The sequence below is a fragment of the Acinetobacter sp. YH12137 genome (assembly GCF_013418535.1).
Taxonomy (GTDB): domain Bacteria; phylum Pseudomonadota; class Gammaproteobacteria; order Pseudomonadales; family Moraxellaceae; genus Acinetobacter.
Genome location: NZ_VPBW01000016.1, coordinates 1 through 15,694 on the forward strand (window position 1 = coordinate 1; position 15,694 = coordinate 15,694).

The window sequence follows — 15,694 nt, forward strand, 5'->3', positions numbered from 1 at the left end:
AAAGTGGAATATGCCTATTCGCGACTGGCGTTTAGCCATGAGCCGCTTTATTATTGAATTCGGTGACCGCTTAAGCAATCACCTTTAAATTGATGAAAAGCAATTACACAAAATTATTTACAGGCTCGCTTTTGAGTATCCGATCCAGGTCTTGTGCGCATTCCTCTAAAGTAAAGGCCATATCAAACTGCATTTGAGGTTTGAGTTCTTGAGCAAGACTTCTCCACTGTTCAATTAATTTTAGGGCTTTTTGAATCTTATGTTTGTTGACGTCTTTGGCAATGGTCGGGGTATAACCACCGCGTTTGGCATTTTTTATCTGTTTCATGTAGTTTGCGCTGTTATTCATGTCCACTCTCCGAATAGCAGTGTTTCCACTTTTTTCTAACCCAAATAAGGAAGACTCAAGCAATAACGTTTTCTATCTTTAGGTTTTTATTCTCCTTTTATCCTGTTTTGATTCCACCATAACATAGCGATGATGACAATTAAATTAAGCTATTTTTATGCCAGTTTTTGTCTCCATCATATAAATAAACTAAAAGAAGAACATAAAGTTAAGAAATTAATAAAAATGGATATATCATGGTTTTATCCAGAGAATTTATTTCAATATATCTCAACCTATATCCTTACATCTTTAAATCTATCAAAAGAAAAGGCAAGCAATACTCATCTCAAAAATAACCAGTAAAATGAATTATCCTTTTTCAATTCATCTGTCCAAGATGCTCACTTTTAAGGTTTTAGACTATAAAAAAAGCCCAATATAAAATTGGGCTAGGGCTTAAGGCTCGACTTCTAGCGGATCACCATCTTCAGGACGAAGATGACGTGTGCCATCATCCGCAGGATCTACACTTGATCCATCTTTGGTGATCGGATTGTACATTTCATCCTCTTTTTTATCGTCAGTGAACTCCTCATCTTCGAAATCCAGAGGCTCATTATCATCATCAAAATTTAGGGGTTTTTCATCATCTTTCATAGCGATCCATCATTTTTTACCAAGATAGGATCATGCTCGAATATTCCTCAGTGTCATTCAACAGCCATCCGGCATCATTTATGTAACTTGTATAGTTATTCTTTTATTTTTAATCCATTCCCTAATAATTTCGGCAACAAAAAAGGCTTAAACCCTTTAGATTTAAACCTTTTGAGACATCATGTGGCGACATGATAATGATATTTGGCGGTGAGAGAGGGATTCGAACCCTCGATACGCTATAAACGTATACACACTTTCCAGGCGTGCTCCTTCAGCCACTCGGACACCTCACCATGGCCGTGGATGATATAGAAAAAAAGCCAGTCTGCCAAGCTTGAAACAATTGATTTGCGGAAAAACTTTGAGCGCAATGCTATGATTCGCAAAAATGCTTGTTAAAAACGAAGACGATATATGCAAAGCACTGCACAGAAAGCAGCTCTCCCGGTAATTACGCTGGCTGCGCTTGGGGTTGTTTTTGGAGATATTGGAACCAGTCCATTGTATGCACTACGCCAATGTTTCCTGACGTCGCACCTTGCCATTAGTGAAGCTTCGGTGTTGGGCATTTTGTCCTTGATCTTCTGGTGCATCATGCTGACGGTGAGCTTCAAATACGTCACTATTATCATGCGTGCCGATAACAACGGTGAGGGCGGAATCATGTCCTTACTAGCTCTCAATTTGCGAACCACACGCATTTCTGATGACAAGAAAATTTACCTGATTGCGCTCGGCTTTATTGGGGCATCGCTGTTTTTTGGTGACGGGATCATTACCCCGGCAATTTCTGTGTTATCTGCGGTTGAAGGGCTGAGTATAGCCACACCTGTGTTTAATCAATGGTTAGAACCTCTATCGATCGGGATTATTGCGGGACTCTTTCTGGTACAACGTCATGGTACTGGAACCATGGGCAAATTTTTTGGTCCGTTGACCTTACTCTGGTTCCTGTCAATTGGTGGTTTCGGTTTGTGGAGTATTATTCAGACCCCGACAGTACTGGCTATGGTGAATCCATACTGGGCCTATCATTTTGTGGTCGATCAGCCTTTTGTAGCCTTCTTGACCATGGGCGCCGTGATTCTGACCATGACTGGTGGTGAAGCCATTTATGCCGATATGGGGCATTTTGGTCGTCTGCCGATTCGTCTGGCTTGGTTCATTATCGTATTGCCATGTTTGTTACTGAATTATGCTGGACAAGGGGCATTATTGCTGCGCCGTCCTGAAGCACTGGAAAATCCTTTTTATATGCTGCTTCCGGAATGGGGCTTATATCCAATGATTGGTTTGGCCACAGCAGCTGCTGTGATCGCCTCACAGGCCGTCATTACCGGGGTATTCTCCATGGTGAATCAGGCCATTCAACTGCGTTATTTGCCACGCCTGAGTGTAAAACATACCTCAGCCGAAGAGCGTGGCCAGATTTATCTGCCCTTCATTAACTGGATGCTGTTTATTTCTGTAGTGATTCTGATTTTACTCTTTGAAAATAGCGCCCGCTTAGCGAGTGCTTATGGGGTCGCAGTCACCATGACTATGCTGTGTGGTACCATTTTAATCAGCATTCTGGCTTATGGTTTCTGGCGCTGGCCAATCTGGAAAGTAGTGTTATTTGCCACACCATTCCTGATGCTGGATCTAGTTTTTGTAGCCTCAACTTCTTTAAAAATTGCATCAGGTGGCTGGGTGCCGATCCTGCTCGGGGCGGCATTATTTACGATTCTGATGACCTGGAAAGATGGTCGTGCACTGGTCTTGAACCGTCTGGAAAAAGATGCGCTACCAATTGACCTGTTTATTAAGAGTATCTCAATTGGGGGAGGCACCAAGTTTGTGCCGGGTGAAGCGATTTTCCTGACCGGAACTCCGACCATTGTGCCGCATGCGATGTTGCACAATATCAAGCACAACAAGGTGCTACATGAGCGCAATATTCTAGTGACGGTTATTACCCGAGATATTCCTTTTGTAGGCGATGAAGAACGGATTAAACTGGAAAAACTCAGTGAGCATTTTTATCGAGTGACAATGTATTACGGGTTTAAGGATCAGCCCAATATTCCGGAAGCATTGCAGCATGCGTATGCAGAATGGGGCTTTGAATATGACCTGATGCAGATCAGTTTCTTTATCTCCCGGGAACGGATTATGCATACGGTGGGAGAGGGAATGGCACCTTGGCGGGAAAAACTGTTTGTTTCCATGCAGCGTAATACCAGTCCGGTCAGCGACTTCTACCAGATTCCGACCAACCGGGTGGTTGAACTGGGTAGCCAGATCGAGATGTAAAAATAAAAAAACCAGAGCTAGGCTCTGGTTTTTTTAGGGGAGAGAATTTAGAAAGCTTTATAACAAATTATTGTTCTGTTGCTTCTGTCTCAACCGGCATTTCAGGGGCTGCGTTTAAAGGTGCATCTACCGCAGGATCAGCTTCAGCTTCTACTGCAATTTCAGTTTGCTCAGTCATCGCAGCCGCTTCAGGTGCAGCAGCTTGCTGTTCTTCAAGAGCTGGTTGCTCTACAGCCTCACCCATAGTCATTTCCTGTTCTGTAGCAGGGGCTGCTGGTTCAGACTCAAGATTGGCTGGAGCTGGATTGGTATCCGGCATTTCTGGTTGTGCAACAGGTGCATCAGGCATGCCTGGTGTTGGCATTGGCTGATTTGGCATTGATTGTTGTGGCTGCTGGCCTGGCTGAGCAGGTGCAGACATTGGCTGGTTTACCAGACGGATCTGTCCAGAGTTCACCAGGCTTTCCAGTGAGGCTTGCTGACCATTTACAGTGGTACTAATTTTAGCTTTAGATAAGCTTTCAAGTGTTTCACCCGCTTGTACAGGAGGCTCAGCGAATGCGCCGGCACTGATCACACTTGTAAATATTCCGAGACCTAATAACTTAGATAGTTTGGAATTCATAAATTAACTCCATTGCTAATAATTGTACGTAATTTGAGTAGTCAAATAGCTTTGCACACTCAAGACGAGGTCACAATCAAAGCTACTTAAAGGTTAAAAAACCGCGCTGAAAGCTCACTAAAAAAACGACACTTTGTTACAAGATTTAAGAATATAGGGGTAGATTGTGTAATTATTAGGCAAATAAAGAGGGTAAGATATACTTCATATACATGGCTTGTTAAGCTCGCAAAACCCCCGATTTTGATCTTAAAAGCACGTGTAGCATGGCAAAGAAGCAGCGTAAGTCGAAGAATTCAGTTTTTCAGTTTTTTAATGAAAATAGCGTGAAAGTGATCTTGGCAATGGTCGCTTCCGGGAGTTTCGCGATTGCGTTTGGCCAGGAAAAAATCAGTCAGTGGATTTCTCTGCCGTCTACATCGAATTCGAGCTGTCTGGAACAGTTTTACCGGGATATTCCGCCTTACCTGATGAAAGACAGCCTGAAAAAAGACAGTTATTCACTGTGTTTTAATGGCTTTAATGTGGGTTATTCTGGGGTATCCAAAACGCCACTTTGGGTGGCGGAGGCCTTAACACCGAAGCGTCTGAGCCAGAAAATTCCACGTGAAGACAACTTCCATGAAGAAACACGACTAAATGCTGCTCATCGTGCGACTTTGGCTGACTACCGGGGTTCAGGCTATGACCGAGGCCATATGGCGCCAAATGCGGATATGCCAAATAAAGCTGCACAGTCTGACAGTTTCTCGCTGGCCAATATGGTCCCGCAGGCACCAAAGAACAATCAGCAGGTCTGGCGCGAGCTGGAAGAAGCGACCCGAGCAATTGTGACCAAGCAGAAGCAGGACGTGTATGTAGTGACCGGGCCAGTCTTTGCTGCCAAAAAGCTGAAAACTATTGGCAAGGGTGTAATTGTACCAACTGCCGTGTATAAAGCGATCTACATGCCGAAAACTGGTGCCATTGGTGCCTACTATGCACCTAATGATAATTCGCTCAAGGTTCGCATTGTCAGTGTCTGCTATCTGGAAGAGCAGCTCGGCATTAACCTGTTTCCTCAGTTAACTGAAGAACAGAAACGCAATACCTATCATCTGCCGTTGACTGCAAATGCTGTGAAGGCCAACCAGAAAATTGCCTATTCGAATTGGGATGCAGAAAGCCAGTGTGCTGAAGATGTGCCGAAAGAAGATCTAGAAAAACTGCAGCGTGAGTTCAAACCGTTAGCCTCAAGTTCAGCCAGTACAAGCAATACCAGCTCATCAGTTAATAAGAACGGGATCGATCATGATACCCAGGACACGATTGTTAAACAGCTGATTGAGGCCTTACTGCAATACATCCTACAGCTGCTGAAATAGTGAAAAGGAGCTTGCTGTAAAAAGCAGGCTTCAGGTAGCATGCTGAAGACAGGTGAGTAAAAATAATAAAACAGAGTAGAAATTAATGTTTAAAGCATTTGAAAATGGAACCGAATCGCATGCGATTCATGATCTGACAGTTGAGAATGATCTGGACTGTGTCAGTCTGTATGGCAATCTGCAAATTACTAAAGACCAGGCTGGTCTCAAGGCGGCCAAAGTTTTGCAGGCACTGTTAAATGATATTGTGCAGCAACTCGAAGAAACACCGGATCTGCCAGAAAAAATTGAACGCAATGATGCAGATGAAATTGAAAATCCATTTTTATAGAAATTTCTTAAATCACTATTCCGGCTAGAAAAAAGCTTCTTTAATGAGGAGCTTTTTTATTTTATTCAAATTTTTAAATCTGATATGGGACATTAATCTCTGCAGTAGCAGGATAGTCCAGAAATTTTTCCTGCACCTGGGTTTCCAGGTATTCTGAGCGCCATTGTTGTGGGGTCTGAGCCGTCCACTGCTTGAAGGCACGCTGAAATGCGCTCTGCTCAGAATAGCCAAGCAGCATGCTGATTTCCTGCAGACTCAGATGAGGATCTTTCAGATATTGCATGGCCATCATGCAGCGGATTTCCTGCATACGCTGCTGATAGGTCTGGCCCTGTTTTTGCAGGTAACGTTGTAGCTGACGTACAGAAAAATTCATCTGTTTGGCGATATGTTCAATCTGGAACATATTTTTCTGCAGACCCACCAGAATCGCCTGTTGCAAGCGTTGATCAATCTGGGTGGAGTTCGGGAGTTTTTCCAGCACCGCTTCTGCCTGTTGCATCAGTAATTTCTGTAAGGTCTGATCGCCTTTCTTTAAAGGCGTAGACATTTCACTCACAGGAATCAATACCTGGTTTCTGGCCTGTCCAAAACGGACCTTGCAGCGGAAATACTGTTCATAGACCGCAATATTTTTATTGACCGGATGCTGAAAATGGACTTCATGCAGATGCAGTTGATGCTGCTCCAGAATGCTTGAGCGAATAAATTCAGTCATGAGCGCGATAGCAATCTCGTCTGTGAGTTGCGTACTCACTTTAAACGGAATCTCGCTCCAGGAAATGGACAGGTAATCTCGATCCAGACTGACCTGTAAAGGACTGCCATCATAGATCAGGCGATGATAGTCATGATAACGCATAAAGGCTTCGCCCAGCGTTTCACTGGATAATGCCAGATAGCCAATAATACCCAGATGTTTGGCCTGCACCAGTTGCGCGATTTCCAGGCCGAGTGCCGGCCGCTGCAACTCCTGGTCCAGCTGGCTGAGCAGATCGCGCCAGAGAATATAATCAAAACGCTCCAGGTTCTGGATCGCAAATAATTTCTTGGGGATGTCCAGTTGTTTGAGCTGGTAATAGTCCAAAAGTAAATGTCCTAAACCACCATATACCGAACCGACATAATCTTGGGGAACGTGCATTTTTTAATTCTTTTGTTCTGTCGTTTTTTGTCAATGATATTGAAATTATCGGTCAATATCTAGCCCTTTGTTTGACCTATAGTGTAAACAAACAGGGAGGAAAAGATCATGTGGAAAGGCTTTCTAGCAGGACTGGTCGTAGCCAATGGCTTTGAATGGTTTGCGCATAAATATGTGCTGCATGGTACGCATCGGGCAGGGCAGACGCGTTATAGCCCAGTGCCGGACAGCATGCGTTCACATTGGGAACATCATCGTGAAGTTCGCAAGACCAGATTTTCTGATTATGCCTATGTGGAAGGTTTGAAAAACTGGCGAATCCGCAATGAAATCGGTTCACTGGCCGTTGCAGCAAGCGTATTCGGGCTGGCTTTTTATCCCTTGTCCAAAGGTATGTTTTTGGCCACGCTGTATAGTGCAGGCAATTATTTCTATATGCATCGGCGAGCACATCTGGAGCCAGAATGGGCCAGAAAAAAAATTCCCTGGCATTATGATCACCATATGAATAGTAACCAAGACGCCAACTGGTGTGTAACCAAGCCCTGGTTTGATTATTTGATGGGAACCCGGGTGATTTCCTCAGCAGATTTACAGGAAAAAAATCCCCTTGGTATTGTCTTGCCGGAACAGATCTCTATGCGCTTAACCCAGCGTTATTTCCCGGCTAAATGGGCTAAAGATCGTGATTAAATAACTTAAATTTCGAGTAATCTGCCACATAAAATGTTAACCATTTCTCACTTTGGTTAACCCTGTCGTGATTTGTCAATAAATTCTGCATATATTGTCAATATTGCGCTCAGGATTTCACCTATATTTGCGTCTGTTGATGATTGAAAGTCTTATCAACCTGCATACAGATTGAGTTATATTGTAAATGTCAAAGATACCAAGTGCTGTAGTTCTTCTTGGTTTTTATAGGGAGTCGCAAGACTCCTTTTTTTTGTCCAGAATTTAAATGATTTCTAAGAATAATGCATAAAAAAAGAGCGTGATATTCACGCTCTTTTTCATTTGAAGGCTGTCGTTTAAAGACGCATTTCAATACCTTGAGCAGCTAGATAAGCCTTGGCCTCAGGAATGGTATGCTGGCCAAAGTGGAAAATAGAGGCGGCAAGTACTGCATCGGCACCACCATGGATAATCCCGTCAGCCAGATGCTGCAAGTTGCCTACGCCACCAGAGGCAATCGTTGGTACAGTGACGCGGTCATTGATAGCACGCATGAGTGGAATGTCATAACCTGCTTTGGTGCCATCGGCATCCATAGAGGTAATTAACAGTTCGCCTGCGCCGTAGCTGGCCATTTTTTCTGCCCATTCCAGGGCATCAATGCCGGTCGGTTTGCGTCCGCCGTGGGTAAAGATTTCCCATTTATTCTCGCCAGTTTTTTTGGCATCAATCGCTACCACGATACATTGCGCGCCAAAACGCTGTGAGGCTTCCTGTACAAACTCAGGGTTGAAGACGGCTGCCGAGTTGATGCTGACTTTGTCTGCACCTGCATTTAATAGTAGACGAATATCTTCGACTTTACGCACGCCACCGCCTACGGTAAGCGGTACGAATACAGATTCAGCCATACGCTCAACGGTACGGTAAGTGGTGTCGCGTCCATGATGTGTAGCGGTAATATCAAGGAAAGTAATTTCATCGGCACCTTGTTCATTATAACGGCGTGCCACTTCTACCGGGTCACCCGCATCACGAATATCAAGGAACTGAACACCCTTGACTACGCGACCGTTGTCGACGTCCAGACAAGGAATAATACGTTTAGCTAGCATAAATTTTTCCAATTATTACAGCCGATTATGAAACTCACCCACGCAAGCGCTACACCTTGGTAGATGGAAACGGTATTCTAGCAAAAATATGTAAGTTTTTTCGCAGGTTTTCTATGTCGGTTTATACCACTTTGACTTTAAAGGAAGTTCAGGATTTCGCAGCACCTTATGGACTTGAGGTGATTGATCTGATTCCCATTCAAGGAGGTATCCAGAATACGAACTATTTTCTGGTCTGCGAAAACCAGCAATATGTGCTGACCGTTTTTGAAGATATGGATGAACAGGCCGCTGGAGAACTGGTGCCGGTCTTGCAGCATCTGGGTCAGGCAGGTCTGGCCGTACCGGTGCCTTTATCCCATTCAGGCAAAGCCATTCATACGCTAAAAAATAAGCCGGCACAAATTGCACCACGCATGATGGGCGAGCATCCGATGCCATCTACCGTTGCGCAGGCGGAAGCGATTGCCATTGCTCAGGCCAAAATGCATGTCGCACTGAAAGATTTTAAACTTGAGCGCGCCTTTGTCCGTGACCATGCCTACTGGTATAACGTAGCACAGGAAATTAAACCGAGTCTGAACGCAGCAGATAAAGTCTTACTGGGTAAACTTCTGGGCCTGTATGAAGCTTTAACCGCAGTATATCCGGATCGTCCACGTGGCTTTATCCATTCGGATCTGTTCCGTGACAATACCCTGTTTGAGGGTGACCAACTGAAAGGTATTCTGGACTTTTACGAGCTGAATAAAGATGAATTCCTGTTTGATATTGCAATTACTTTAAATGACTTCTGTACCAATTATCCGGAAGTTACTTTAAATGAAGAAAAGGCCAATGCCTTTTTAAAAGCCTATGAAACTGTGCGTCCATTGACTGAGGATGAAAAATCATGTCTGGAGCTTTACCTGGCAATGGCTGCGGGCCGTTTCTGGATGATGCGTTTACAGGTGGCACAGAAAAATGCTGCTGAAGGCCGCACCGGTGAAGATATTCTGCAAAAAAATCCGGAAGAGATGCGTAACATGCTGATTGAACGTTTAAAATTTGTGACAGCTTAAATTAAAAATAAACAGGAACAGGCAAAATGCGCGATCAGGGACGTTTGGTAGAATGGTTTGATGACAAAGGCTATGGCTTTATTCAGCCCAATGATCCGGCCAAAGATCGCGTGTTTTTGCATATCAAAGATTTTGCCCGTCCCGGTCCACGGCCAATTGTTGGTTGTGCGCTAGATTATCTGGTGATTCTAGATGAGCAGGGACGTTATCGTGCCCAGCAGGTTATGTACCTGAAAGCATCACAAACCAAAACGGCAAAAACAAAAACTAAAACATCAGGCCGAAGCCAGCCAGAAAAACTACAGCCGATGCAGGTTGCTTCTGTGGCCTATATTTTGGTACTGGCGGGACTCAGTTTGGCCGGATTGTTGAGTGGAATGATCCTGTTACTGGTGAGCCTGATGAATGTCCTCAGTTACTGGCTGTATGCCCAGGATAAGGAAGCGGCACAATTGGGCAATCGCCGTATTCCAGAAAATACCCTGCATCTGGTGGCATTTCTAGGAGGGTGGCCGGCAGCCTGGCTGGCACAGCAAAAATTACGTCATAAAACACAAAAACAACCCTTCCGGCAAATTTATTTTTGTACTATAGCTTTTAACATCATTTTGATTATATGGCTGATTTCTCCCTTTAACAGCCTGAATATCTAGAAACAACCACAGGAGCGTAGATGAACTATTCAATTGATAAAGACTCAAATCGCACGCTAACCCTGATTCTTTATATCTTATATATCGTGGCCATTTTTAGTGGTGGCTTGCTGGCAGTGATTGCACTGATTATTAACTATATGAAGCGCTCGGATGTACGAGGCTCGATTTTTGAAAGCCACTTTACCTGGCAAATCCGCAGTTTCTGGTGGTATCTATTCTGGAATATTGTAGCCTTTGTGCCGTTCCTATTCCTGTTCTTTACCCATGAAGATCCGGACCTGTTTGCAGGCGTCGCTTTTGGTGCATCTACTTTCTGTCTGGTTGTGGTCTTTGTTTCCTGGATCTGGATTGTCTATCGCGCGATTCGCGGCATTATGCGTCTGAATGACAATCGACCGATGTATACCAAATAAGATTAGCTATATTTATTTCTCTAGATAAAAAACTCCCCCTTTTCTAAGAGGGGGAGTTCATAAGCTTAGGAAAGATCTTCCTTCAACTCTTCTATTTTTTCTTTTCTAAAAAACTTTGGCTTCCATTCGCTGGCAATCACCCCAAGTACCACCATCAATCCGCCTAGAAGTGCCAGCGCAGGCAAATGTTCTCCCGCCATACGTCCAAATAAACTTGCCCAGATCGGTTCACCGGCATAAATAATTGCAGCTTGGGAAGGATCTACCATTTCCTGTGCCCAGTTCATCACCAGCTGAATACAGGCACTGGCAATACCGAGACCGACCAAAATACCTGCCAGATGCCAGTGAAAGTCAGGTAACTGAGATTCACCCAGTATCGGTGCCATCAGAAAACAAAATAGCGAGGCAAAAATGAGTTGTAGCACGGTGACACGCCGGGTATTCACCTTCGGAGCAAAATGACTGATAAAAATAATCTCAAGCGCAATGGCAATCGAGCCGAGCAAAGTCAGCGCCTGACCAAAATTCAGCTGGATGGCACCAAAGCCATTACCGGTTAAAAACACCAGACCGAGAAAGGCAAACAGGGCACCGACCCAGGTCATGAAATATGGTTTTTTACGGAACAGTAGCCACAGCAGTAGAGGCACTAAGGGAACATACAGCGCAGTCAGAAAGGCCGATTCACTGCTACTAATCGTTTGCAAGCCCACCGTTTGGGTTCCATAACCGATTGCAATTACAGCCCCGATGATGGCACCCGCTGCCACTTCTTTAAGTGTCATGCCTTTCAAGTGCTTCAGGGACAGCATAGTTACGGCAATTGCCGCCGCTGCAAAGCGTAATCCGACAAAGATCACCGGACTACTGAAATTCAGGCCATATTGTACAGTGATAAAGCTGCCACCCCAGATGATGGTAATCAGGATCAGAGCAAGTTGAGGAACTTTAGTTCTCCAGATAGAGGGAGTTTGGGAAACGGATGTTGACATGGGAGAGAGGATCAAAAAAATTGAACAATAAAAAAAGAGGTCCACAGACCTCTTTTTCAGCAGACGCTATTATAGCGCTTCTTGTTCATCCAGCAATAATTGTGCTTCACGCAGATTTAAAGTGCCTTCATAGATCGCACGACCGGTAATCGCACCTAAAATGCCAGGCTGATCTTTCAGGTTACGCACGTCATCCATATTGGTTACACCACCTGAAGCAATTACAGGCAGACCTGAATATTGTGCCAGATGTACAGTTTGCTCAATGTTGACACCCTGCATCATGCCATCACGGGCAATATCGGTATAAACAATACTAGACACGCCTGCATCCGCAAAACGTTTTGCCAGATCAGTCGCTTTTACATCAGTCACATTCGCCCAGCCATCAGTTGCTACCATGCCGTTCATGGCATCGATACCCACAATAATATGGCCTGCAAATTTTTTGCATGCTTCTTCCACAAATTCAGGATTTTGCACTGCTTTTGTACCAATAATCACAAAAGATACACCTGCTTCCAGATAATGCTCGATAGTTTCCAGTGAGCGGATTCCGCCACCAATCTGGATAGGCAATTCTGGCTGTGATTTGGCAATGGCTTCTACCACTGGCTTATGAATCGGTGTACCTGCGAAAGCACCATTTAAATCTACTAAATGCAAGCGGCGAGCGCCTTCATTTACCCAATGCTGTGCTGTTGCCACCGGATCGTCAGAAAATACGGTATCGTCTTCCATACGACCTTGTTTTAAACGGACACATTTGCCATCTTTCAGGTCAATTGCAGGGATGATCAGCATGCTTTCGCTCCTTGCTTAATCTTTAGAATGAATTTCAGTGAGCTCATCTTAGCAAATAAAGTCGAAATTTCTAACTCTTAAACGGTATGAAAAAAGAAAACCTGTCTGAAGATATGCTGGAGTGACAGGATTTTATTCTTCAATTTTTTTATTCTTTGCAATACTCCTGATGGAGTCTGATATCAAAATGATATTTCGCTAGAAAACTGATCTTCTGTTTGTTCAAATTTTTGAATGCGGGCGAATTTTCAATTTTAGTGAAGTATTGGGAACTTCCTTGGGTCCCAAGCCACGGTGCAGCAATTCTTCAAAGACCAGTAAAGGTGCATAGGCATCTGCAGCCGCATATTCAATCTGTGCCTGACTGAGATGTTTTTTCGCCCAGTTCGATGTCGTAACCCGTTTCGATTTAGGAAAATTCACCTGAAATAGCAAAGCCATCGCATTTTTTAATCCAAGAGGATTTTTAATGCCGAACGCACCAAAGCACTTTGACAGTTCAATCACACTGTTCAGCTCAATGCCTCTTTTACGGAAAAGATGCGCATCATTTTTCAGGCCAAAACCAACTTTAATCTGGTCTCGATTGGCAAAAATCGGTTTCAGAAAATCCCAAATGGCAGCATTCATCTGAAACAGGTAGGCCTTTTCCAGAGTGGCCAGCTGAATCAGATGCGGACCAGTAGAAACTTCACCGACCTTGAATGTGGGTTTAGATTCAGTGTCCAGACCAAAGACCGCGATCTGCTCAAGTTCTTCGCGTAGAGCTTCACATTGCTGAATGCTGTTAATCACCACAATATTTTCAGGCGCGATATTTTGAAAAGGTGGAAAATTTGCTATTGCCTCTTTACTCGGCAGAATATCGTTAAGCTGGGTATCCATGATTAAAGCATCTTCCATTGATGAATATTCGGGTTGAATAGAGCATACCTTAGAGAAGGAAGCTTGGATGTGAATTATTTTTCAAAAATAAAATTTTAAGCTGTAGCCCATAAAAAAGCCCGCATGATGCGAGCTTTTTGAATGTATTGGATTAGATATTCCAATCCACAAAGTTTTTTAGCAATTGAAGGCCTGCAGTATGGCTCTTTTCAGGATGGAACTGAGTCGCAAACAGGTTGTCTTTATGCAGAGCAGTACAGAAATCAATACCATAGTTACAGGTCGCTGCCACGATACTTGGATCTTGTGGTTCCACATAGTAACTGTGCACGAAATAGAAACGTGCATCCTGAGCAATGTCTTTCCACATTGGATGGCTTGGATCGGCCTGATGTACTTGGTTCCAGCCCATATGCGGCACTTTTAAACCTGCCATTTCCGGGAAGTGTTTCACTTCACCTGCAAAAATGCCCAGTGCATCCGCACCGCCATTTTCTTCAGAGCGTTGCATCAGGGCCTGCATACCGACACAGATGGCCAATACCGGTTTGTTAAACACGGCATTACGTACCACTTCATCAATTCCGGCTTCATGCATGCCTTGCATGCAGTCACGCATTGCACCCACACCCGGAAAAACGATTTTGTCGGCTTGGGCAATCAGTTTTGGATCATTAGTCACATCTACCGTTGCACCGACGTGTTCAAGTGCTTTGGCTGCTGAGTGTAGGTTTCCCATGCCATAGTCAAGAAGGGCAATACGGGTCATTACAAGGTACCTTTGGTTGAAGCAACAGTATTCGCAGCACGTGGATCAACTTCACATGCCATACGCAGTGCACGGGCAAATGCCTTAAATACACTTTCGATCTGGTGGTGACTGTTTTTACCTTTCAGGTTGTCAATGTGTACAGTCATCAGCGAGTGGTTGACAAAGCCCTGGAAAAACTCAGAAAACAGGTCTACATCAAAACGGCCAATCATGGCACGGGTAAATGGAATGTCCATAAACAGACCCGGACGGCCAGACAGATCCACCACGACACGGCTTAAAGATTCATCAAGCGGCGCATAGAAGTGTCCATAACGACGTAGGCCCTTTTTATCACCCAAAGCCTGAGCGAAGGCTTGACCTAAGGTAATACCACAGTCTTCTACGGTATGATGGTCATCAATTTCCAGATCTCCATCACAATGAATATCAATATCAAACAGACCATGTCGCTTGATTTGATCAATCATATGATCTAAAAATGGAATACCAGTGTTTAAAGTGCCTTGACCAGTACCATCGAGGTTCAAACGAACTCGAATTTTGGTTTCGTTGGTATTTCTTACCACTTCACTGATACGATCTGTCATAGACACGTTCCTCAAATACGTCAAAATGATTGATGTAGAAAATATTTTCGCCGTGACGACGTCACCGCATATTAGATTGCTCAGGAGGGTTTATCAATGCCTATTACCGTACATGCTTATACTTCTCTAGAAAACGACGAAGTGCGCAGCCAGCTTGAGCGACTGTATGACACTAGCCCTGAATTTAGTGATGGGGCAGATGCCATTGAACATCTAGAGCAAAACCTTGCACAGTATACCTTACTTTATACCGCAGAATTTAACACCAAAATCATCGGTGCCATCTGGTGCACAGGACAAGGCGAAAGCCGGACCCTGGAAAATATTGTGGTGCATCCGGCCAACCGTGGACGCGGGGTTGCAGAAAGGCTGGTGAGTGAGGCATGCCGCATGGAAGAGGAAAAAGGAGTAAAAGCATTCGTACCGGGATGCGGGGCCATTCACCGATGTCTGGCAAATCTTGAAAAAATTTAAATATAGATAAATTTCAAGCAGCCTTCGGGCTGCTTTTTTTGTAAATACCGGATTCAATTTATTTTATTAGTCAGGTATTTGCTGAAAATATGAAAATATTGCTGTATAAACATGCAAATCGATGGAAAAGTAAACATTTGATGATTTTTATACGTTATGTACTTGACGATTAAGAGCTGAAACTGTTTAATACGCGACATCGGCGTGATAGCTCAGTTGGTAGAGCAACGGATTGAAAATCCGTGTGTCCCCAGTTCGATCCTGGGTCTCGCCACCATATTCAAAACGATTTTAAAGTTTTCAATCCCTGATCCCATCAGGGATTTTTTTTAGGCCAAAATTCAGACACTCAATCTTTTTTTTCATAATTTCGATTGACTAATGTGTCTAGATACGGCTTAATACACCGCATCGGCGTGATAGCTCAGTTGGTAGAGCAACGGATTGAAAATCCGTGTGTCCCCAGTTCGATCCTGGGTCTCGCCACCATATTCGAAAAAACCT

At 44.1% G+C, this 15,694-nt stretch carries 18 protein-coding genes and 3 tRNA genes; 10 read left to right on the forward strand and 11 right to left on the reverse strand.

The annotated features are described in order from the left end of the window. Positions 1-103: 103 nt before the first annotated feature. From FTU72_RS09465 to FTU72_RS09475, 3 genes are all read right to left on the reverse strand, one after another. The gene (locus FTU72_RS09465) at positions 104-349 is read right to left on the reverse strand and encodes a hypothetical protein (protein ID WP_180052760.1); all 246 of its coding nucleotides are present in this window, start codon (positions 347-349) and stop codon (positions 104-106) included. A 438-nt stretch (positions 350-787) separates the two neighbouring features. Then, a complete protein-coding gene (locus tag FTU72_RS09470) occupies positions 788-988 on the reverse strand; it encodes a hypothetical protein (protein ID WP_004781578.1) in 201 nt (66 codons plus the stop codon). A gap of 205 nt (positions 989-1,193) precedes the next feature. After that, positions 1,194-1,284, reverse strand: a tRNA-Ser gene (locus FTU72_RS09475). Positions 1,285-1,405: 121 nt separating this feature from the next. On the opposite strand from FTU72_RS09475, the gene FTU72_RS09480 reads away from it, so the two are divergent. Then, positions 1,406-3,286 (forward strand): potassium transporter Kup, encoded by a 1,881-nt coding sequence (locus FTU72_RS09480; RefSeq protein ID WP_104426719.1) that lies wholly within the window; start codon positions 1,406-1,408, stop codon positions 3,284-3,286. Between the two features lie 67 nt (positions 3,287-3,353). On the opposite strand, the gene FTU72_RS09485 is transcribed toward FTU72_RS09480, so the two are convergent. Next, on the reverse strand, positions 3,354-3,911 hold the full coding sequence (locus FTU72_RS09485; RefSeq protein ID WP_180052761.1) for a hypothetical protein: 558 nt from the start codon (positions 3,909-3,911) through the stop codon (positions 3,354-3,356). 266 nt (positions 3,912-4,177) lie between these two features. Between FTU72_RS09485 and FTU72_RS09490 the strand changes: the two genes are divergently transcribed. After that, positions 4,178-5,275, forward strand: a complete 1,098-nt coding sequence (locus FTU72_RS09490; protein ID WP_159123712.1) for a DNA/RNA non-specific endonuclease — start codon at positions 4,178-4,180, stop codon at positions 5,273-5,275. 85 nt (positions 5,276-5,360) lie between these two features. Next, complete coding sequence (locus FTU72_RS09495) at positions 5,361-5,606, forward strand: hypothetical protein (protein ID WP_004781584.1); 246 nt, start codon at positions 5,361-5,363, stop codon at positions 5,604-5,606. Between the two features lie 73 nt (positions 5,607-5,679). On the opposite strand, the gene FTU72_RS09500 is transcribed toward FTU72_RS09495, so the two are convergent. Continuing rightward, complete coding sequence (locus tag FTU72_RS09500; RefSeq protein WP_179991944.1) at positions 5,680-6,750, reverse strand: AraC family transcriptional regulator; 1,071 nt, start codon at positions 6,748-6,750, stop codon at positions 5,680-5,682. A 108-nt stretch (positions 6,751-6,858) separates the two neighbouring features. On the opposite strand from FTU72_RS09500, the gene FTU72_RS09505 reads away from it, so the two are divergent. Beyond that, a complete protein-coding gene (locus tag FTU72_RS09505; protein WP_180052762.1) occupies positions 6,859-7,443 on the forward strand; it encodes a hypothetical protein in 585 nt (194 codons plus the stop codon). 338 nt (positions 7,444-7,781) lie between these two features. Here the strand turns inward: FTU72_RS09505 and hisF are convergent, their stop codons facing one another. Further along, positions 7,782-8,540, reverse strand: a complete 759-nt coding sequence (hisF, locus tag FTU72_RS09510; protein ID WP_004781588.1) for an imidazole glycerol phosphate synthase subunit HisF — start codon at positions 8,538-8,540, stop codon at positions 7,782-7,784. Positions 8,541-8,653: 113 nt separating this feature from the next. Between hisF and FTU72_RS09515 the strand changes: the two genes are divergently transcribed. Genes FTU72_RS09515 through FTU72_RS09525 form a run of 3 tightly spaced genes read left to right on the forward strand, consistent with a single transcriptional unit; the run spans position 8,654 to position 10,670 of the window. Continuing rightward, positions 8,654-9,601 carry a homoserine kinase gene (locus tag FTU72_RS09515; RefSeq protein ID WP_034170208.1) on the forward strand — a complete coding sequence of 316 codons (948 nt, stop codon included), beginning with the start codon at positions 8,654-8,656 and terminating at the stop codon, positions 9,599-9,601. Positions 9,602-9,627: 26 nt separating this feature from the next. Next, positions 9,628-10,254: a DUF1294 domain-containing protein gene (locus FTU72_RS09520; RefSeq protein WP_034170207.1), complete on the forward strand. Its 627-nt coding sequence runs from the start codon at positions 9,628-9,630 to the stop codon at positions 10,252-10,254. A gap of 20 nt (positions 10,255-10,274) precedes the next feature. Continuing rightward, a complete protein-coding gene (locus tag FTU72_RS09525) occupies positions 10,275-10,670 on the forward strand; it encodes a membrane protein (protein WP_034702680.1) in 396 nt (131 codons plus the stop codon). Positions 10,671-10,735: 65 nt separating this feature from the next. On the opposite strand, the gene FTU72_RS09530 is transcribed toward FTU72_RS09525, so the two are convergent. The 5 genes from FTU72_RS09530 to hisB all read right to left on the reverse strand — a co-directional run bounded on the left by FTU72_RS09530 (position 10,736) and on the right by hisB (position 14,716). Continuing rightward, positions 10,736-11,665: a DMT family transporter gene (locus FTU72_RS09530; protein WP_180052763.1), complete on the reverse strand. Its 930-nt coding sequence runs from the start codon at positions 11,663-11,665 to the stop codon at positions 10,736-10,738. 69 nt (positions 11,666-11,734) lie between these two features. Further along, positions 11,735-12,469, reverse strand: coding sequence for a 1-(5-phosphoribosyl)-5-[(5-phosphoribosylamino)methylideneamino]imidazole-4-carboxamide isomerase (gene hisA / locus FTU72_RS09535; RefSeq protein ID WP_005232592.1), 735 nt, complete (start codon positions 12,467-12,469; stop codon positions 11,735-11,737). Between the two features lie 222 nt (positions 12,470-12,691). After that, positions 12,692-13,372, reverse strand: coding sequence for a 3'-5' exonuclease (locus FTU72_RS09540; RefSeq protein WP_373684974.1), 681 nt, complete (start codon positions 13,370-13,372; stop codon positions 12,692-12,694). A gap of 133 nt (positions 13,373-13,505) precedes the next feature. Beyond that, positions 13,506-14,123 carry an imidazole glycerol phosphate synthase subunit HisH gene (gene hisH, locus FTU72_RS09545; protein ID WP_004781601.1) on the reverse strand — a complete coding sequence of 206 codons (618 nt, stop codon included), beginning with the start codon at positions 14,121-14,123 and terminating at the stop codon, positions 13,506-13,508. Then, positions 14,123-14,716 carry an imidazoleglycerol-phosphate dehydratase HisB gene (hisB, locus tag FTU72_RS09550; RefSeq protein WP_005232589.1) on the reverse strand — a complete coding sequence of 198 codons (594 nt, stop codon included), beginning with the start codon at positions 14,714-14,716 and terminating at the stop codon, positions 14,123-14,125. Before hisB ends, hisH begins: the two co-directional genes overlap by 1 nt. Before the next feature lie 96 nt (positions 14,717-14,812). Here hisB and FTU72_RS09555 point away from each other — a divergent pair, with 96 nt between their 5' ends. From FTU72_RS09555 to FTU72_RS09565, 3 genes are all read left to right on the forward strand, one after another. Next, the gene (locus tag FTU72_RS09555; protein WP_004781604.1) at positions 14,813-15,190 is read left to right on the forward strand and encodes a GNAT family N-acetyltransferase; all 378 of its coding nucleotides are present in this window, start codon (positions 14,813-14,815) and stop codon (positions 15,188-15,190) included. Positions 15,191-15,391: 201 nt separating this feature from the next. Then, a tRNA-Phe gene (locus tag FTU72_RS09560) sits at positions 15,392-15,467 on the forward strand. A 136-nt stretch (positions 15,468-15,603) separates the two neighbouring features. Next, positions 15,604-15,679 (forward strand) — tRNA-Phe (locus tag FTU72_RS09565). Positions 15,680-15,694: the final 15 nt, after the last annotated feature.